The organism is Deinococcus apachensis DSM 19763 (assembly GCF_000381345.1).
In the GTDB taxonomy this organism is placed as follows: domain Bacteria; phylum Deinococcota; class Deinococci; order Deinococcales; family Deinococcaceae; genus Deinococcus; species Deinococcus apachensis.
In genome coordinates, this window is the sequence record NZ_KB906411.1 from 62,362 (window position 1) to 81,778 (window position 19,417).

At 69.6% G+C, this 19,417-nt stretch carries 15 protein-coding genes; 8 read left to right on the forward strand and 7 right to left on the reverse strand.

The features are described 5' to 3' along the window. Positions 1–134 precede the first annotated feature (134 nt). The 4 genes from F784_RS0116625 to F784_RS0116640 form a co-directional block, all read right to left on the reverse strand. Positions 135–974, reverse strand: a complete 840-nt coding sequence (locus F784_RS0116625) for an SDR family NAD(P)-dependent oxidoreductase (protein WP_019587857.1) — start codon at positions 972–974, stop codon at positions 135–137. Positions 975–977: 3 nt separating this feature from the next. Beyond that, the gene (locus F784_RS0116630) at positions 978–2,495 is read right to left on the reverse strand and encodes a flavin-containing monooxygenase (RefSeq protein WP_019587858.1); all 1,518 of its coding nucleotides are present in this window, start codon (positions 2,493–2,495) and stop codon (positions 978–980) included. Then, complete coding sequence (locus F784_RS0116635; protein WP_019587859.1) at positions 2,492–3,358, reverse strand: alpha/beta fold hydrolase; 867 nt, start codon at positions 3,356–3,358, stop codon at positions 2,492–2,494. The genes F784_RS0116630 and F784_RS0116635 overlap by 4 nt, the downstream gene beginning before the upstream one ends. A 311-nt stretch (positions 3,359–3,669) precedes the next feature. Continuing rightward, positions 3,670–3,927 carry a hypothetical protein gene (locus F784_RS0116640; protein WP_019587860.1) on the reverse strand — a complete coding sequence of 86 codons (258 nt, stop codon included), beginning with the start codon at positions 3,925–3,927 and terminating at the stop codon, positions 3,670–3,672. A 221-nt stretch (positions 3,928–4,148) separates the two neighbouring features. Between F784_RS0116640 and fdhF the strand changes: the two genes are divergently transcribed. The 3 genes from fdhF to fdhD are packed head-to-tail and all read left to right on the forward strand — an operon-like array spanning position 4,149 to position 8,477. After that, a complete protein-coding gene (fdhF, locus tag F784_RS23615) occupies positions 4,149–7,148 on the forward strand; it encodes a formate dehydrogenase subunit alpha (protein WP_019587861.1) in 3,000 nt (999 codons plus the stop codon). Beyond that, positions 7,148–7,648, forward strand: coding sequence for a helical membrane plugin domain-containing protein (locus F784_RS0116650; protein ID WP_019587862.1), 501 nt, complete (start codon positions 7,148–7,150; stop codon positions 7,646–7,648). Before fdhF ends, F784_RS0116650 begins: the two co-directional genes overlap by 1 nt. 4 nt (positions 7,649–7,652) lie before the next feature. Further along, complete coding sequence (fdhD, locus tag F784_RS0116655; RefSeq protein WP_245557913.1) at positions 7,653–8,477, forward strand: formate dehydrogenase accessory sulfurtransferase FdhD; 825 nt, start codon at positions 7,653–7,655, stop codon at positions 8,475–8,477. A gap of 397 nt (positions 8,478–8,874) precedes the next feature. Here the strand turns inward: fdhD and F784_RS0116660 are convergent, their stop codons facing one another. Further along, a complete protein-coding gene (locus tag F784_RS0116660) occupies positions 8,875–9,723 on the reverse strand; it encodes a tryptophan 2,3-dioxygenase (protein ID WP_019587864.1) in 849 nt (282 codons plus the stop codon). Positions 9,724–9,783: 60 nt separating this feature from the next. On the opposite strand from F784_RS0116660, the gene F784_RS0116665 reads away from it, so the two are divergent. The 4 genes from F784_RS0116665 to F784_RS0116680 all read left to right on the forward strand — a co-directional run bounded on the left by F784_RS0116665 (position 9,784) and on the right by F784_RS0116680 (position 15,574). Next, positions 9,784–10,623: a VOC family protein gene (locus F784_RS0116665; protein WP_019587865.1), complete on the forward strand. Its 840-nt coding sequence runs from the start codon at positions 9,784–9,786 to the stop codon at positions 10,621–10,623. A gap of 470 nt (positions 10,624–11,093) precedes the next feature. Continuing rightward, complete coding sequence (locus tag F784_RS23620) at positions 11,094–13,235, forward strand: family 1 glycosylhydrolase (protein WP_019587866.1); 2,142 nt, start codon at positions 11,094–11,096, stop codon at positions 13,233–13,235. A 566-nt stretch (positions 13,236–13,801) separates the two neighbouring features. Next, on the forward strand, positions 13,802–13,972 hold the full coding sequence (locus F784_RS0116675; protein ID WP_157465324.1) for a hypothetical protein: 171 nt from the start codon (positions 13,802–13,804) through the stop codon (positions 13,970–13,972). Between the two features lie 216 nt (positions 13,973–14,188). Continuing rightward, a complete protein-coding gene (locus F784_RS0116680) occupies positions 14,189–15,574 on the forward strand; it encodes an ATP-binding protein (RefSeq protein WP_019587868.1) in 1,386 nt (461 codons plus the stop codon). Positions 15,575–15,812: 238 nt separating this feature from the next. On the opposite strand, the gene F784_RS0116685 is transcribed toward F784_RS0116680, so the two are convergent. Together F784_RS0116685 and F784_RS0116690 are read right to left on the reverse strand one after the other, a co-directional pair. Beyond that, entirely contained in the window at positions 15,813–16,250 is a 438-nt protein-coding gene (locus F784_RS0116685) for a response regulator (RefSeq protein ID WP_019587869.1), read from the reverse strand. Beyond that, entirely contained in the window at positions 16,247–17,827 is a 1,581-nt protein-coding gene (locus F784_RS0116690) for a sensor histidine kinase (RefSeq protein ID WP_019587870.1), read from the reverse strand. Before F784_RS0116690 ends, F784_RS0116685 begins: the two co-directional genes overlap by 4 nt. A 366-nt stretch (positions 17,828–18,193) precedes the next feature. On the opposite strand from F784_RS0116690, the gene F784_RS0116695 reads away from it, so the two are divergent. Beyond that, positions 18,194–19,393, forward strand: coding sequence for a glycosyltransferase family 1 protein (locus F784_RS0116695; RefSeq protein ID WP_019587871.1), 1,200 nt, complete (start codon positions 18,194–18,196; stop codon positions 19,391–19,393). Positions 19,394–19,417: the final 24 nt, after the last annotated feature.

Genomic DNA, 19,417 nt, shown 5'->3' on the forward strand with positions numbered 1-19,417 from the left:
CGAGACGTGATTTTTTGCTCCTCCCCCTCGAGAAGGAGGCTGGGTGGGGGTGAATGGGCCCGACCCGCGGCGCGGCAGAACACCGGCATCCCGGACAACCTGCCGGGGCATTGTTGAAGGTGGTTTGGTTGTCCCTACCGACCTCCCCCGGTCGAACGCATCAACACCTCTATCACCTGCCCGTATGAGCCTGGCCGCAAGCGCGCGAGCAGATCGAGCATTCTGGCGTCATTGCCGACGAGAACGCGGGGCTGGCGGCGCTCGACTCCCCTCAGGATGATCCCGGCGGCCTGGGCGGGGTCGAGACGGAGCAGACGCTCGAATTCCCGCTGACCTGCCTGTGCGTCGCTGGCGCCGACCCCGTTGCCCACCCGGGCGTTCCGGGCGATGTTCGTCCGGACCCCTCCCGGATGCACGGCGGTCACGCCCACCCCCAGCGGTGGAAGCTCATGGCGCAGCACCTCCGTAAAGCCCCGCACCGCGAACTTGCTCGACGAGTACGCGCTCTGCCCCACCGGGCCGATGAGCCCGAACAGGCTGGAGACGTTGACCAGATGCGAGCCCAGTTCAGAGCGCAGCGCGGGCAGGAACGCTCTTGTCATGGCGACGACAGCCCGGAAGTTGACGTCCATCACCCAGTCGAACTCCTCCTCGCTGACCTGGGTGAAGGCGCCGCCCAATGCCACGCCCGCGTTGTTGACCAGCAGGGTCACCCGGGGATATTCCCGCAGCACCGCGTCGGCCAGATCGGGAATCTCCGCCGTCCGGGACAGGTCGAAGGGGTGGACGCTGATCCTCAATTCCGGGTATTCGGGCCGCAGCCGGGCCACCAGCGTCCGCAGCCCCTCCTCGTCCCGGTCGATCAGCGCGAGGTGGCTGCCGCGCTCCGCCAGCCGGGAGGCCAGCGCTCGCCCGATGCCGCTCGCCGCGCCCGTCAGGACCGCCGTGCCGCCCGCGAAGACGTAGGGTTGCACTGTTCAGGCGCTCCGGGGGGCGGCGGACCGCAGGGGCGCGAGGGGCCGGGGGCTCAGCCGGGCGCGGTACAGCGTGGGGTCGAAATGAGCCAGGGTGCGCCGGAAATTCAAGGCCCGCTCGGGCCAGAGCGAGGTGTTGCGCCCCCCCTCGTCGATGTACCAGCTCGTGCAGCCGCCCTGCATCCAGACGCTGCCCAGCAGCTTGCCCTGAATCGCCTCGTTGTACGCGGCCTGCGCCTCGGGGCGGGGTTCCAGGGAGAGCAGGTGCCCCTCCTCCAGGTACTCCAGCGCGCGCAAGATGTACCGGATCTGCGCCTCCATGATGTACACCATGCTGTTGTGGCCGAGGCCGGTGTTCGGCCCCACGATCAGGAAGAGGTTGGGAAAGCCCGCCACCGTCGTCCCGTGCAGCGCCGCCGAATGGGGCTGCCAGACCTCGGCGAGGGAGCGCCCGTCCCGCCCGTGGATCACCCGTGCAATGGCGGGCTGCGTCGCGTTGAAGCCCGTTCCGCCGATGAGCACGTCGAACTCCCGCTCGGCACCGTCCGCCGTGATGAGGCGCGAGCCACGCACCTCGCAGATCGGCTCGGTGACGACCTCGACGTTGGGCTGCGTCAGGGCCGGGTAGTAGTCGTCGGAGACCAGCACTCGCTTACAGCCCAGGCGGTAATTGGGCGTCAGCCTCGCGCGCAGCAGAGGGTCCGCGACCTGCGCCTCCAGATGCTTGCGCCCGGCGTCCTCCGCCAGCCTCCTGACCCGCTCGTTGGAAAAGCTCAGGAAGCGGGCCTCGGCCACCCCGAAAATCCACTGCCGCGAGAGGCGTTGCAGGGCCGGGTAGCGGCGGAAGAGGGCGCGGCGGCGCTCACTCGTCTCCGTGTCCATCCGGGGCATGATCCAGGGGGCCGACCGCTGGAAGACCGTGAGCTGCGCCGCCTCTTTCTGCACCTCCGGGACGAACTGGATGGAGGAGGCCCCGGTGCCGATCACCGCCACCCGCTTGCCGCGCAACTCGGCCGAGTGGTCCCAGCGGGCGGAGTGGAAACGGGGACCGCTGAAGCTCTCCAGCCCCGGGATCGCGGGCCACTTCGGCTCGACGAGCGGGCCGTGCCCGGAGATCAGGACGCGGGCAGTGAAGGTGTTGTTGCCGCCCTGGCCGTCGCTCGTCCGAATCCGCCAGAGCGAGTCCGCGTCGTCCCACTCGGCCCGCTCGACCTCGTGCCCGAAGCGGATGTGGGGGCGGAGGCCAAACTCGTCCGCCGTGCGGCGCAGGTACTCCAGAATCTCGGGCTGGCGGGCGTAGCGGTGGCCCCACTCCGGGTTGGGCGCGAAGGAGAAGGAGTACAGGTCGCTCTTCACGTCGCAGGCGCAGCCCGGGTAGGTGTTGTCCCGCCAGGTGCCGCCGACCTCCCCGGCCCGCTCGAAGATCACGAAGTCCTCCATCCCATGCCGCTGAAGCAGAGCCGCCATGCCCAGCCCCGCGAAGCCGCTGCCGATGATGGCGATCTGGTGGTGCGTGGTCACACGGAAACCTCCTGCAGGAAGTCGAGGGCGAGGCGGTTGAAGGTCTCCGCGCGCTCCAGTTGCGGCATGTGCCCGGTGTCCCGGAAGAGGTGGAACTGGGCGTGGGGATGATGGCGCCGGGCCGCGTCCAGCAACCTCGCGGGCAGGATGAGGTCGTGGTCGCCCCAGACGATCAGGGTGGGAAGCCGCCGCTCCGCCAGGCGGCCCAGCAACTCCTCGCGCCACACGGTTTTCGCCCCGCGCCAGTCCCCCAGGTCGCGCAGCACCCGCAGGAACGTGCGGGCTGCCCCGGGCTGCCGGGCCAGGTCGAGCGCGGCGGCCACCCGCTCCGGGGTGGCGAGGCGAGGGTCGTGGAAGAGCGAGCGGACTGTTTGCCGGGCACTGAGCTTCGTGGACCTCAGCAGCAGTTCGCCCAGGCGCGGGACCGTGAGAACTCGCAGGATGGCGGCGATCTCACGCCCGAACCCCGCGCTGTTCACCAGGATCAGGCCCCGGGTGCGCTCCGGGAACGTGGCGGCGAAGCGTTGCGCCACTGCCCCGCCCAGCGAATTGCCGATCAGCGTGACGGGCCGCGTCTCGCCGACCGCGTCCAGAAAGTGGGCCACGAAGCGCGCCAGGCCAGCCAGGCTGTACGGAACGTCCGGCTTGTCGGTGTAGCCGAAGCCGATCAGGTCGAGCGCGTAGACCCGGTGCCGCTCACTCAAGGGGGCAAGGTTGGCCTCCCAGTCCTCCAGACTGCGGCCGATGCCGTGCAGCAGGACGAGTGGAGGGCCTTCGCCCGCAATCACGGCGCGGGTACGGACCCCGCCCACATCAGTAAAGCTGGGTGCGCAGGGGAGAGGAAGGGCGGCGGGCGAACTCATAGCAGCCTCCGGGGGTCAGGGAAGGGTCACCGGGTGGGGACGGATGGAGGAATGATACCCATCCGGGTGGAACAATGGTCCGGTACGTTTTGCTGACTTCCCAGGATACAGGTTCCAAAAAACTGCATCGCGGCGTGGTTTTTTGCTCCTCTCCCTTGACTCACAGAGCTGCTTGCAGGGGGGAGGTCGGGTGGGGGTGAACAGGCACGCCGTCCGGACGCAGCAAATCTTGATCTCTGGGACAACGTCTCAGGCTGTTGGTGGAAAGGGGTCAGCGCCTCCCGTTCCTCCGGCTCCCCGCCCTCGCCCCCTCAGTCCTTCCCGTTGCCATCGTAGCGGGCGCGGGCATCGGTGGGGGAGAGGCTGCCGCCCGTGCTGGAGTCCGTGCCCGTGCCGGTGGAGGTGCCCTGGGCGGGGGTGGCCGTGTTCTCCTCCGGTGCGCGGGTGCCGCCCAGCAGGTTCTTCATGTCGCTGCCGAAGGGGCCCTCGCCTTCGTCCTTGTGCTCGTTCACGGCGTCCTGATCGGGGGATTCGGGCTTCTTGTAGGGCGTGTTCAGATCGTCTGGCATGAGTACCTCCGGTGGAAGCCACAGCATCGGCCTTCACGGCCGTCCGGCCATGAGGGATTGCTAAAGCGCTCAGGGCGCAGGAACGGTTGCGGAAGGTGGGGCCGCAGGAGCACATTGCAGCGGAACAAGCCGTCAACGCGCCGCTAGAGCCAAGAGGCCCCCAGGCGGGGTCGCGCCTGCTTCACCACCGCCGACTTCCCCACCCCACCACGGAGGCTGCCTTGCCGTCTTTCGATACCCACGTCACCGTCAACGGAGTGGCGCAGCCCGCGACCCTCGGCGAGCCGCTGGTGGAGGTCATCAACCGCGCCTCGGTCGAGCTGCCCCAGGTGTGCTACCACCCGCAGCTCGGCCCCATCCAGACCTGCGACACCTGTCTGGTGGAGGTGAACGGCGAGCTCGTGCGCTCCTGCGGCACCCGCGTGACGGCGGGGCAGAACGTCCGCACCGAGACGACCGCCGCCCGCACCTCGCGCAAGGCCGCCTTCGACAGGCTCCTCGGCAACCACCTGCTGTACTGCACCGTCTGCGACAACAACAACGGCAACTGCGTGGTCCACAACACCACCGCGCTGCTCAGGGTCGAGCACCAAGCGACGCCCTACCAGCCCAAGCCCTACGCCAAGGACGAGTCCAACCCCTTCTACCGCTACGACCCCGACCAGTGCATCCTGTGCGGGCGCTGCGTGGAGGCCTGCCAGAACCTGCAGGTCAACGAGACCCTGAGCATCAACTGGGAGGACCCCCATCCCCGCGTGCTGTGGGACGGCGGCTCGCCCATCAACGAGTCGAGCTGCGTGAGCTGCGGCCACTGCGTCTCGGTGTGCCCCTGCAACGCCCTGATGGAGAAGTCCATGCTGGGCGAGGCGGGGCTGATGACGGACCTGCCGCTGCCGGTCTTCCACTCCGCGGTCGATCTGGTCAAGGCGGCGGAACCGTCCATCGGGTACGGCCCCATCCTGCAACTCTCCGACACAGAATCGGCGATGCGCGAGGGGTCGGTGAAGCGCACGAAGACGGTCTGCACCTACTGCGGGGTGGGCTGCTCCTTCGAGGTCTGGACCAAGGAGCGCCACATCCTCAAGATTGAACCGACGCACGGCCCCGCGAACGGCGTCTCCACCTGCATCAAGGGCAAGTTCGGCTGGGACTACGTGAACAGTGACAAGCGGCTGACCACGCCGCTGATCCGCGAGAACGGCGCCTTCCGCGAGGCGAGCTGGGACGAGGCGTTCAACCTCATCGCCCGCCGCTTCGGGGAGATTCGGGCGCAACACGGCCCGGACGCCCTGGCCTTCATCGCCTCCTCGAAATGCACGAATGAGGAAGCGTTCCTGATGCAGAAGCTCGCCCGCGCGGTGGTCGGCACTAACAACATGGACAACTGCTCGCGCTACTGCCAGAGCCCGGCCACGATGGGCCTGTGGCGCACGGTGGGCTATGGCGGCGACTCCGGCTCCATCCACGACCTCGAACAGGCGGGGCTCGTCATCGGCATCGGCACGAACACCGCCGAGTCGCACCCGGTCCTCGCCACCCGGGTCAAGCGGGCGCATAAATTGCACGGCCAGCGCCTGATCGTGGCCGACCTGCGCGAGCACGAGATGGCGCAGCGGGCCGACCTCTTCGTCCGCCCGGTGCCCGGCACCGACTTCGTGTGGCTCACCGCCGTGGCGAAGTACATCCTCGACGAGGGGCTGGAGAAGAAGGACTTCATCGCGCAGTGGGTGAACGGGCTGGACGACTACAGGGCGAGTATCGCCGGGTACACGCTCGCCCATGCCGAGGAGGTCACCGGCATCAGTCAGGACACCCTCAGGCAGATCGCCCACGAGATCGTGCAGGCGGACGGCACCTGCATCATGTGGGCGATGGGTGTGACCCAGCAGTGCAGCGGCAGTGAAACCTCGACGGCGATCTCCAACCTGCTGCTGATCACCGGGAACTATATGCGCCCTGGCGCCGGGTCCTACCCCTTGCGCGGGCACAACAACGTGCAGGGGGCGTCCGATATGGGCGCCATGCCCAACTTCGTGGGCGGCTACCAGAAGATTGATGACCCAGCCGTGCAGGAGAAGTTCACGGCGCGGTGGGGCGTGCCCCTCCCCCAGAACAAGGGCCTGGACAACCACGAGATGGTCCACGCGGTCCACGGGGGCACCTTGAAGGCCATGTACCTCAAGGGCGAGGAGATGGGCCTGGTGGACGCGAACGCCAACTACGTGGACGCGGCCTTCGAGAAGCTCGACTTCTTCGTGGTGCAGGACGTGTTCTTCAGCCACACGGCGAGCTTCGCCGATGTGGTCCTCCCCGCCAGCCCCAGCCTGGAGAAGGACGGCACCTTCACGAACACCGAGCGCCGCATTCAGCGCCTCTACCGCGCGCTGGAGCCGCTGGGCGACAGCAGGCCCGACTGGGAGATCATCCAAGGCGTCGCCAATGCGATGGGCGCGGGCTGGAGGTACGACCATCCCTCGCAGATCATGGACGAGGTCGCCTCGCTGGTGCCGCTGTACTCCGGCGTGACCTACGACCGGCTGGAGGGCTTCCGCTCGCTCCAGTGGCCAGTCCTGCCCGATGGCAGCGACACGCCGCTCCTCTTTACCGAGGGCTTCCCCTTTCCCGACCGCAAGGCGCGGCTCTACCCCGCCGAGTTCGTGGCCCCGCAGGAGGCCCCCGACGCCGAGTACGACCTGCACCTCAACAACGGGCGGATGCTGGAGCACTTCCACGAGGGGAACATGACCTTCAAGTCGGCGGGGATCACCCAGAAAGTGCCGGGGTCCCTCGTCGAGGTGTCGCCGGACCTCGCCCGCGAGCGTGGCCTGGAGAGCGGGCGGTACGTGAGGCTGGTCTCGCGTCACGGGGCCGTGCGCGTGCGCGTCCACGTGACGGACCGGGTGAAGGGCAAGCAGATTTACATGCCGATGAACAACCCGGAGGCCAGGGACGCCGTGAACCGCCTGACCGGGAGCCACACCGACCCCTCGACCCACACGCCCGCCTACAAGGACACGGCGGTGAGGATGGAGGTGCTGCCCGAGATGGGTGACAACCCGCTGCCGCGCGTCAACCACCGTTACGGGCATCCCACTCCCCAGCGGGGGGTGGAGGTCGAGCGCAAGTGGCGCCGGGCGGACTACCGCTTCCCAGGGGCGCTGTACAACCGCATCTCAGCGCTGCGCCAGACCCAGCCCGATGCGGTGGGAGGCGATGACTGATGGCGAAGGCGCTGGACTTCGACCCCCGGACCCTGCTGCCCACTCCGGAGGAACGGGTGGCGGCGGGCACGGCGGAGAGCGCGGACGCGCTGCTGGAAGCCATGGAACTGCTGCGCGTGCTGCACGAGCACAGGGTGCTGCACACCCTCGTCCGGGTGGTGCAGGGCGGCGAGGGGCTGGCCTTCCACGCCCTGGAGGTGCTGAACGAGCCGGGCAGCGTGCGGGCCATCCGCAACGCGCTGGGAGCTGTTAAGGCGCTGGGCAGCATCGAGCCCGAGGCCCTGGACACGGTCACCGGGGCTCTGGCGGACGGGCTCCAGGAAGGCGCCCGCCGGGTGCGGGAGGGCGAGCGGGCGGGCCTGGGCGAACTCCTCGCCCTCGTGCGCGACCCCGATGTGGGGCTGGCCCTCGGCGCCCTCGTCGGCGTGCTGCGCGGCTTCGGGCGTGGCCTGCGCGAGCGCGAGGCGCACGGCAACCTCTCCGAGGTGCCCCATACCTGAGCCCGTGACGACCGCCCGGCCCGCCTCCCGCCCCGTCCTGCGATATGTGGACGGCGCGATGGCCCCTGTCACCGATCAGGTGGTGGTCGAGGAACCGCTCGAAATTCGCCTTGTGTCCGGCGGCGAGGAACAGTCCGTCGGCGTCACCATGCGAACGCCCGGCACCGACCACGACCTCATGCGGGGCTTCCTGTATGCCGAGGGGGCCATCACCTCCGCGCAGGACATTCTGGGCATCTCGGAGTGGCGGGAGGGCGACCTCGTGGCCCCGAACGTGCTGCGGGTCGAACTGCGCTCGGGCTTCGAGGCGTTGCGGACCCTCTCGCGCCACACCTTCACGAGCAGCGCCTGCGGTGTGTGCGGCACGGGCAGCATCGAGCGGCTGGCCCTGCGCGCTTCTCCCGCCGTCTGGACCCGTCCGCCTCTTGACCCCGAAATGGTCTGCGCCCTGCCCACCCGGCTCCGCGCCGAACAACCGCTGTTTGACGCGACGGGCGGCCTGCACGCGGCGGGGCTCTTCACCCCCGAAGGCGAGTGCCTGGCCGCGCGCGAGGACGTGGGCCGCCACAACGCCGTCGACAAGCTCATCGGCTGGTCGCTGGAGCATGATCTTCTGCCCCTTTCCGACCACATCCTTGCCGTGAGCAGCCGGGCGGGCTTCGAGATCGTGCAGAAGGCGGCGCTAGCGGGCCTTCCCGTCGTCTGCGCCGTCTCCGCTCCCACCAGCCTCGCCATCGAAGTCGCCGAGAGCTTTGGACTCACCGTGCTGGGCTTCGTGCGGGAGGGCCGCTTCAACGTGTACAGCTTCCCGGAACGCCTGCGGCTTTGATGGGGGACGGCGGGCTTTCTCGTTGCACATCTGGACAGCCCAGCAAGCTTTGCTGACCTCCAGGGATCAAGGCTCAGAAGACCGCTCGACAAGATGCTTTTGGCTCCTCCCCCTTGAACGCTTGATGTGCCATGCGGGACGCCGTGTGGGATGACGTCTTTTTCTCCCTCCCCCCTTGCGGTGGGCTCGCCGAGCTGCTTGTGGAGGTTTGGGGAGGGGGTGGCGAGCGCAACTCGTCCTCATGCTGCACAACGAAAACACCCTGTCACCCAACTTCTCATTTCGCATCAAGCGTCCCCTAGGGAGAGACTGGGTGGGGGAGACCGGGCCGGGCGTCTCCGGGCCACCCCAGACACCCAAGCACCCCTCTTTCAGCTTCAGTAGCCCAAATCCACCCCTACAAACTCGTCCGCACCTGCCACAACTCGGGAAACAGGACCACGTTCAGCGCCCGCCTCAGGTAACCCGCCCCGCTCGTGCCGCCGCTCCCCGTCTTGAAGCCGATGGTGCGCTCCACGGTCGTGAGGTGGTTGAAGCGCCAGGCCCGGAAGTTGTCCTCCACGTCGAGCAGCTTCTCGGCGAGTTCGTACAGGTCCCAGTAGCGCTCCGGGTCGCGGTAGACGGTGAGCCAGGCGTCCAGCACCCCGGAATGCTCGGTCGCGGGCTGGGTGTAGTCCCGCTCCAGCACCTCGGCGGGGATGGGCAGGCCCCGCGCGGCGAGGAGGCGCAGGGTGAGGTCGTACACGCTGGGCGCGTGCAGGGCGGCGTGCAGCGGGCCGTGCTGATCCGGGCGGTGCTCGAAGGGCCGCAGCAGCACCGGGTTGCGGTTCCCGAGCAGGATCTCGACCATGCGGTAGCCCGCCGATTGAAAGCCCGACGCCTCGCCAAAAGCCCCGCGGAACTGGAGGTAGTCGGCGGGGGTCATCGTCTTCAGCACGCCCCAGGCCGCCGTCAGTTGCTCCTGGGCGCGCACCACCCGGGTCAGCATCTTCAGCGGCTCGTCGGTCACGCCCGCCTCCAGCAGCGCCATCGCGGCCTGAAGCTCCCGGATGATCAGGCTCAGCCACACCTCGGAGACGTGATGCACCGTGATGAAGAGGTGTTCGTCGTGCGCCCCCGTGATGGGCTGGTGGGCGCTGAGCAGCGTGTCCAGCCGCAGGTAATCCCCGTAGCTCAGCCGCCGCCCGAAGTCGGTGTGGGCGCGTTCCGGCGCGTCCCGGTCCGTCCTGTGTTCCGCCTGGCTCATGGCCGAAGACTACAACCCTGGGTAAAGGCCCGCCCCGGCGCCGCCCCTTACCCTGAACCCATGCCTTCCCCCATCCTCGACCTCGCGGGAATCACGCTGGAGGTCAACCACCTGCCCCGGGGCATCCGCTTCTACACCCAGGTGCTGGGGCTGGACCTGCTGGACGCCGACGAGGAGCGCGGCGTGGCGCAGTTCCGGGTCAACGAGGCCCAGACCCTCACCCTCTGGAAGCCGATCACCCGGCAGGCGAACGACTCGCGTCTGGCGCCCTTGCACGCTCGCGGCGCCTCCCACCTGCACTACGCCTGGCAGATTCAGCCGGGGGATCTGGACCGCGGCAAGGCGACCCTGGACGAACACGGCCTGCCCTGGACCGAGATCGACCTGGGCACCCCCGAGCGGCCCGATCCCACCGTGTACTTCTTCGACCCCTTCGGTCACGGGCTGGAGTTGCGCGGCATCAACCTCGCCGACGAGCGAAGGCCGACCTATCTGCCTGTGCCGGTGGAGCGGCCCCCGCACGCCCTCCCGGTGATGGGGCTGCGCGAGGTCGCCCTGGCTTTCGCTGACTATCCGGCGATGAGGGCCCGGCTCCCCCGCGCCTACGGCCTCGCCTACGCCAAGGAGCAGGAGGACCGCGACTTCGCCCAGTTCACCCTGGGGCCCGAACCCGAACCCGACGGCAACGGGACGCCCCGGCGCTGGCTGTACGCCTGGGACCCGCAGGTGGGCCTGGCCGACATGTTCGGCGGCGACCACGCCCTGGTGCAGTTTTACGCGCGGGTGGACGAGGTGCTGCCCCGGGTGCGGGCGGAGGGCCTGCCCCACGTGCTGGAGGACGGGCGGCTGGCCGTGCGCGATCCCGAGGGGCATATCTTCGAGTTCCTGCCCCCGCTTTGAAGGTGAACACGGCACAACTTCCCCTGACCTGTATCAACGTCATGGCCTGGGTAAGAAGAGGCGGCGACGTTTCTTTTTCCACGGTTGAGCAGCGCCAGTCTTTGGTCCCGCGCTAGATGCAACAGGCATTTCTGAAGTTTGCTTTCATCCCCCACAGAGGAAGTCTCAAGTTCCCTATAGAAATCATTTTTTTTATCGCTGGCACCCCGTGTTAACCTTTGCCCCTCGCCGCTTGGGGCGATAAGGCAGGCTGAACGAGGCGGCCGGAAGGGGGCGGGGAGAACTGCTGGGCTCCACGTTCACCAGGGATTGTTGCCCCTCGCCACTCTCCGCAGACGAGGAAAGAAAATGTCCTGTTTATCCCACCTCCATTTGCACGTCGGCATGGTTTTCTCTATCGACCGGTTCCGGGGAGGGGAGGATGAATTCGCCTCCTCCGGCTGCTCCTCCCAGGGGCTCAGGAGGTGCGGATGCGTCCGCTAGACCGGCTGGAGCTGTGGGTGGGGGTGGAGCCCACCGTCAGCCGCATCGGGGACAGCGTGCAGGACCAGCTGATCCTCAGCGGCTTTCATGAGCGGCTGGAGGACATCGACCGGCTGGCGTCCCTGGGCGCGACCCGGGTGCGCTTTCCGGTGCTGTGGGAGCGCACGGCCCCGTCGGGGCTGGACCAGGCCGACTGGACCTGGGCGGACGCGCGGCTCGCACGCCTCGCCGAACGTGGCCTCGATCCCATCGTCGGGCTCGTCCACCACGGGGGTGGGCCACTACACACCCACCTGCTCGACCCGGAATTCGTCCCCGGCCTGACCGCCTATGCCCGGGCGGTGGCCGAGCGCTATCCGCACCTGGGCACCTACACGCCGGTCAACGAGCCCCTCACGACCGCGCGCTTTTCCGCCCTGTACGGCCACTGGTATCCCCACGCGCGCGACGACCACTCCTTCTGGCGAGCGCTGATGCACCAGCTTCAGGCGACGGTGCTGGCGATGCGGGCGATCCGCGAGGTCAATCCGGGGGCCGAACTGCTGCAAACGGAAGATATGGGGCTGGTCAGCGCCCGCCCCACACTGCGCGAACAGGCGGACTTCGAGAACGAGCGGCGCTGGCTGTCCTTCGACCTGCTGCTGGGCCGGGTGGACCGGGATCACCCCATGTGGTCCTACCTGCGCTGGGTGGGGGCCACCGAGAGGGAAATCCTGTGGTTCGCCGAGAACCCCTGCCCCCCCGACGTGCTGGGCCTGAACGCCTACGTCACCAGCGAGCGCTTTCTGGACGACCGGGTGGGGCACTACCGGGGCGGGCATCACGGGGGCTTTCACGGCGGCAACGGGCGGCGCGCCTACGTGGATGTCGAGGCCGTCCGGGTGCAGGGCCAGCCCATCGGCGGCCCCTGCGGGCGGCTGTACGAGGCGGACGCGCGCTACGGCCTGCCCCTGGCACTGACCGAGGTGCATCTCGCCTGCACCCGTGAGGAGCAACTGCGCTGGCTGCACGAGACCTGGCAGCAGGCGCAGTCGGCCCGAGCCGACGGGGTGGACGTGCGCGCCGTGACCGCCTGGTCGGCGCTGGGGGCCTTCGACTGGAACTCTCTGCTGACCCGACAGAACGGCCACTACGAGAGCGGCCTGTGGGACGTGCGGGCGCCGCAGCCCCGCCCCACGGCCCTGGCCCAGCTCGCCCGCCACCTGGCAACCGGGGCACCCCTGGGCCCCGCGCAGGCCGTGCTGGAGGGCCCCGGCTGGTGGCGCCGCGCCGACCGGCTGCGCTTTCCCCCGGAAGGCCCCCTCCATGCCGAGACCCCCGACGGCCCCCCGCTGCTGGTCGCCGTTCCGGGACGGCTGGGTGAGCGGCTGCTGGAGGCCTGCGGGGGGCGCGGCCTGCCCGCCCGGCGCCTGGCGCTGGGAAAGGTCCAGACCGCCCTGGAACTCGAGCGTCCCTGGGCAGTCGTGGCCGCAGCGGGCAGCTTCGGAGATGCCGGGCACCTGGGCGCGCTGGCGACGGCCTGTGCCGCGCGGGGGCTCCCCCTGCTGCTGCTGTCCTCGGCCCAGGTCTTCGCTGGGGATGCCGCCCGGCCCCTCCTGGAATCGGACGCGCCCAACCCCACTCGTGCTGGGGGAATGCGGCAGCGGCTGGGAGAGGAGGCCGTTCTCGCCGCCCATCCCGGCGCGCTGGTGATCCGCAGCGGCCCCCTTTTCGACGTGGGGGAGACGGAGGGCTTTTCGGCCGCCCTGCTGCGCGCCATTCGGGCCGGGCGGCCCTTCCCGGCGCCCACGGGCGGGGCCGTGTCACCCACCTTCCTGCCCGACCTGCTGCACCACGCCCTCGACCTGCTGCTCGACGGCGAGACGGGCGTGTGGCACCTCCCCAACGGGGGGGCGGTGTCGTGGTTCGAATGGGCGGAAATGCTCGCGCGGGCGGCCCGTCTCGACCCGGGGAGGGTGCGGGCCGTCTCTCCGGCGCGGCTGGTGTCCCCGGCCTCCTGGCCCGCCCTCGCCAGCGAGCGGGGGTGGCCGATGCCGAGTCTGGAGGATGCCGTGGCCCGGTGGTCGCCCGTCCCCGCCACGCGGCAGGCGGACCCCCGGGCGCCCGAGTACGTGGGTGGGCGGCCCTGAGTGGGCTGCCCAGGGGGGGTAGGGGCTTCGGCCCGGGGACTCCCAACATTCCGTCAGGCTTGCTCACGCCGCCTGGATCAGAAAACGTCACGCTTGAAGGCGCGTGCTCCGGCCTGGCCCCCCCGCCTCGCTGGTCCCCCGCAGGCCCCCTCCGGTCGCGGTTTCCCCCATCATGACCACCCTGCCCCCCCTGTCCCGACTCGTGGCCGACCTCGACGGGTCGCGCACCCCCCTCGGAGCGCGTGACCGCTGGCCGCAGAGCCTGCGGATGGTGGTGGACCTCGTGCTGCCCAGCGCCTTCCCGATGATCCTGCTGTGGGGACAGGATCTGATCCAGACCCACAACGACCGGTATGCCGTTCTCTTGGGCGCCCGGCACCCCGCCGCCCTGGGCCAGCCCGCTCGTGAGTCCCGGCCCGAGGGGTGGCCCAGCCTCTCCACGACGGTGTGTGACGCGGCGAGACCCTGCTCTTGGAGGACCAGCTCTACCCCATCAGCCGGAACGGCCGCCCGGAGGAGGCGTACTTCACCCTCTGATCAAGCCCGGGGAGGGCGAGGTGGGCGGCGTGCTCGTCACCCTGACCGAGACGACCGCGCGGGTCCTCGCCAACCGGCGGCGGGGCGTGCAGTGTGACCTCGCCGACCGCCTGGGGCAGGCCCTCACGGTGGCGAACGTGCGGAGGCCGCCCTGGCGTCCGCCTCGCGGCCCGACGTCCCTTTTGCGGACCTCCACCTGACGGGTGATCCGGCGTTTCCCCCACCCTGGGTGCGGTTCTGGGGACGCGGCAGCCTGCGGAACTGGACTGGGCGGCGGACGACGCCGGACCCCGTCGCGCGCTGGCCCTCCCCGTGGACGGGCAGACGCAGGCGGAGGCGGCGAGCGTGCTGGGCCTGAACCCGCGGTCGGCGCTGGACGAGGCCACCGGGACTTCCTCTCGGGGTACGCCCGGCAGGTGGGGGCGGCGCTGCGGCGGGTCCGTTCCCGGGAACAGGCGGACCTGAACCGCCGGGTGGAGGAGGAGCGCGAGGCCCTCGCGGCGTTCGCCCGCCTCACCGAACTCGTCGCCAACACGGGGGACGTGGGGACCCTGGCGCAGCAGGCCGCCGACCTGATCCACGGGGTGCTGGACGTTCACAGCGCGGTGTATTTCGAGTGGGAGGGCGATTTCTGGAAGGCCCGCCAGGTGTCGGGTGCCCTCTCCCCGGAGCTGGTCGCCGAGCTCGAACGCGGCCCGCTCGCGGAAATGCCCGGCTTCGCCCTTCCGGCCGGACGCCGCGAACCCATGTTCTTCGAGCACTGGAACGCGGCCGCGGGAAGCCCGCCCGGCCTGGTGCCGTACACCGCCGTGGCGTGCTCCCCGCTGTTTACGCAGGATCACCCGGCGGGCATGCTGAGCATGACGACCCTGACCAGCCCGGTCTGGTCCGAGCGGGAAAGGGCGGGCTTCCGCGCGGTGGGTGACAGCCTGCGCCTCGCCGTGGAGCGCACGGCCCGGCTGCGGCAGGTGGAACGGCAACGCGAGCGCCTCGCGGACCTGAACGCTGAGCTGGGCTCATTCATCACCCGCACTGTCCACAATCTGGGGGTGCCCGTGCGTCGCCTGGCCCACCTCCTCGATCCGGCCCGGACGGGCCAGGCCCACCCGGCGGGCGACCTGCTGCCCTACGATCCGGCCGCCCTGGGGGACGAGGTGGTGCGCCTCACGGCCGTCGCGCGGGACCTGTGCCAGCTCTCACGGCTGGAGCAGCAGGAGCTGAACCTCGACCTCCTGCCGCTGGGGGAACTGTTCGCCGGGGTGCGGGCGGAGTTCGCCGCCACGCCGCCGGGGGCACGGACCGAGTGGCTGATCCGCGCCCTGCCCACCGTGCGGGGGGACCGGGCGCTGCTCGGCCAGGCGCTGCGGGTGCTGATGACCTTCACCCTCAGCGAGACGCGCGGGGTGAGCCTGGTGGACATCGGGGCCGAGGAGGGCGAGGTGCGGGTGAGCATCTGGGACGACGGCCTGGGCCTCCTGCCCGAGGAGGTGGCCACGCTCTTCGACCTGGCCGTCCGCACCGATCAGCCTGTGCCGCTCCTTCCGGGAAACGGCGGCCTGGCCCAGGTGCGGCGCGTCCTGGCGCGGCACGGCGGCTGGGCCTGGGCCGAGTCGCACCTGCGCGGCGCCCGGGTGGTGCTCGCCTTCCCGGGCGCCGCGCCGCTGAGCGAATTCGAGGCCCTGCTGCGGGGGGGGTGGGGCGGAACCCTGAAGGCCTGCCCAATCGAGGCCAGTGCGGTACGAGTTTCATCCGGGCAGGTATCCGGGCTCAGCCTCCGCTCCACACCGGGGAAGTCATGCTGAGTGATTGCGAAGCATCTCCAGACGAGACCCTTCGCGGTGAGCAGGAGCAAATGCGGGCGGCGCTGAGCATGGGCCCACCCTCACTCCTTGCGGGAGAGGGGGAGACCCGGGTGGAACGGCCTCTCCTTCACGAGCCCCTGATCCGGGTCCCTGGTCATGATCAGGGCGACTAAGGTTGCTGAACCCCACCCTAAAGCCTGGCCCGAAGGCCAGTACGTTTGCGCCCCACCCTGACTGCTCAAGGCCGCTCCTTCGGTGACAACGCCGCCGTCGCAAACCAGAAGGTGCCGAAGGACTTGATCACGTCCACGAACTCGCTGACGGTCACTGGCTTGGGGATGTAGGCGTTGGCGTGCAGGTTGTAGGAGCGCCAGATGTCGCCCTCGGCGCGCGAGGTGGTGAGGACCACGACCGGGATGTTCCGCAGCACCTCATCGGCCTTCAGAACGTCCAGCACCTCCAGGCCGCCCATGCGCGGCATGTTCAGGTCGAGCAGGATCACGTCGGGGGTGGGTGCCCCCGCATGCGGCCCTTCCCGCCGCAGGAAGCTCAGGGCCTCGACGCCGTCCCGGGCGAGGTGAAGGTGATGCGGGAAATGCGCCTCCTCGAAGGCCTCCCGGGTGAGGAGGATGTCGGCGGAATTGTCTTCTACAAGCAGGATGTGAAGGGGTTTCATGGTTGGGGCACCTCCTGGGCACCGGGTGGGGGGGCGTCGGGGAGGGTGAGGGTGAAGGTGCTCCCCTCGCCCGGAGTGCTCTGGACGGTGACCTGGCCGCCCTGACGCTCGGCGGCGGTGCGGACGAGCGCGAGCCCGATGCCGCTGCCGGGATACTCGTCGATGGGGTGCAGGCGTTGGAACACGCCGAAGATGCGCTCGAAATATTGTTCCTCCATGCCGATGCCGTTGTCCCGCACGTGAAAGTGCCACTCGCCCGCCCCGCGCTCCGCCCAGACTTGCACGAGGGGCGGACGGCCCGGTGCGCGGAACTTGACGGCGTTCGTCAGCAGGTTCAGAAAGACGTGGTGCAGCAGCTCGGGGCTCGCCCGCACGGTGGGCAGGTCGCCGACTTCCACCCGTGCGCCCTCGTTCTCAATCTTGGCCGCCAGGTCCTGCACCAGGGTGTGGACGAGTTCGGCCGTGTTCACCGCCCGGAAGGTGTGCTGCACCTGCCGCACCCGCGAGTAGGTGAGCAGGTCCTGAATCAGGGCCTTCAGGCGTTGCGCGGCCGAGATGGTGAAGCCGATGTACTGGTCGGCGCGGTCGTCGAGCTGGCCCCCGTACCGCCGGGCGAGCAACTCGGTGTAGCTGGCGATGGTCCGCAGCGGCTCTTGCAGGTCATGGCTGGCAACGTACGCGAACTGCTCCAGTTCCCGGTTGCTGCGGGCCAGGCCAGCGTTGCTCGCCTCCAGCGCCCGGGTCGCCTCACACAGCGCCCCCTCGCGCTGCTGCACGGCCTCCGCCATGCGGTGAAACTGGCTGCTCAGCTCGCCCAGCTCCCGCAGGGGTGGGGCGGGCAGGCGGGCCGAGTAGTCCCCGGCGGCGATGTGCCGGGCCCCCTCGGTGACTTGGCGGGTGGTGCGTGACAGGGTGCGGGCGGCGCGCAGCGCGGCGAACACGAGCAGCGCCCCTGAGGTAAGCAGCCCGGCGACCGTGAACAGGCGCACGCGGCGCAAGACGGCGGTGCTGTTTTCCAGGGCGCCCTCCAGGCGCAGGTTCTCGCGCGTCTGCATATCGGCCAACACCCGGCGGACCTCCTCCAGGGTGCGTTTGCCGATGCCGTTACTCACCAGGGCCGCCGGGCTCTCCAACGAGACCCGGCGCGCCGCGATCTCGGGCCGCGCGGCCTGGGCAGACCACTGCCCTGTGAGGGTCCGCACCCGGGTCAGGTCCTGGCGCCCCGGGTCCGTTCCCACCCGGGCCTCCAGCTCCCCCAGGTGGCGCTCCAGGTTCACCCCGCCCTGAAAGTAGGGCTGCAAGAAGGCCGGGTTGCCGGTGATGACAAAGCCCCGCTGCCCGTTTTCCAGGTCGGACACGTCGCGCGCCACCGCCTGGATCAGCGTGAGCCGCACCTGGGCCGCCGTGACCTGGGCTGCGCTGCGGGCATTCTGCTCCACCCCAGCGGCGACGGCCACGGCCACAGCCCCCAGCAGCAGCAGCGGAAACAGGAAGGCCCGCAGGATGAAGGCCGCAATGGTCGTGCCGGGCGGCGCACCGGGTGGACCGGTCAGCGGGGGGGATGAGGCGACCGACATCGGGGGGCATTCTAGAGAGCCTGGGCGCAAGTTCTGGGTGGTGGCACCGGGTGGAGGAGGGGAGAGGGCAATCTTCCCCGGCTCCATGTCTAGACCGGTCGCCCTTTTTCTGGACCGCTCACTTGGTCTAGACATATAAATAAAGTTTTCCTCCAGAATTGCTCGGGTTCGTTCAGGACGGTTCGGGGAGAGGCACGTTAGACTCCAGAAGTTCCCGGAACCGTGCGAGTGCCGCCAGAGGGGGAACCGGCGAGTTGCTGGCGCGGCGTTCTAACTGAACTGCTCTTTTCACTTTCCGCACCTGGCTGCGGCGGTGACTCTTTTCCAGACACCGGCCGCGCCCCTGATCCCTGAGGGAGGGACGACATGCTGAATTCTTTCGAGGGCCGCCTGCCCCTGAACCGCTCGGCCTCCACGCCCGCCCTGCTGGTGCTGTCCCACCTGCGCTGGGATTTCGTGTTCCAGCGCCCCCAGCACCTGATGACCCGGGCGGCCCGCACGCGGCCGGTGTACTACATCGAGGAGCCCATCTTCTCGGAGGCGCCTGACGGCCTGACGGTGCGCCAGGAGCCCTGCGGGGTCACTGTGGTCACGTCGATGCTCACCGCGCCCGCCGAGAGCCGCACCCTGGAGGAGCGGCAGGCCGCCATCGCCCGGCTGCTGGAGGACTTCGTCGCTGCCGAGGGTCTGGAGGAGTACGACCTGTGGGTCTACTCCCCTATGGAGCTGCCCGTCACCGCGGGCCTGGCGCCACGCGTGACGGTCTACGACTGCATGGACGAGCTGGCGAACTTCAAGGGGGCGCCGCCTGAGCTGCGCCGCTGCGAGGACGCGCTCTTCGAGCAGGCGGACGTGGTGTTCACAGGCGGGCACCGGCTGTACGAGGCCAAACGCCGCCAGCACCCGAACGTCCACCCCTTCCCCTCCAGCGTCGACGTCAGCCACTTCGCCCAGGCGAGGGCCGGTCTGGAGGACCCCGCCGACCAGCGCGACCTGCCCCATCCCCGCCTGGGCTTCTACGGCGTCATCGACGAGCGTTTCGACATCGAGCTGGTGGGCGAACTGGCCCGGCGTCGCCCGGAGTGGCAGTTCGTATTGCTGGGACCGGTGGTGAAGATTGACCCGGCGGAGTTGCCGCGCGGCGAGAACCTGCACTACCTGGGCATGAAGAGCTACACGGAGTTGCCGTCGTACCTGGCCCACTGGGACGTGGCGCTGCTGCCGTTTGCGCTGAACGAGGCGACCGAGTTCATCAGCCCGACCAAGACGCCCGAATACCTCGCGGCGGGTGTGCCCGTCGTGTCCACCGGCATCCGCGACGTGGTGCGGCCCTACGGTGAGCGGGACCTCGCGCGGATCGCGTACGGGGTGGACGCCTTCGAGGCCGCCTGCGCCGCCGCACTGGCCGAACAAGGCACGTCAGCGGGGGAAGCCCGGCGCGAGCGGGCTGACCGCCACCTGTCCACCCTGTCCTGGGACCGCACCTGGGCAGACATGAGTGCTCTGATCGAACGGGCGGCAGCCGACCGCGCCGCCGTGGCCCTGGCCGGAGTGGCCGATGACTGAGCCCCGACCGACTGGCCCTATGAT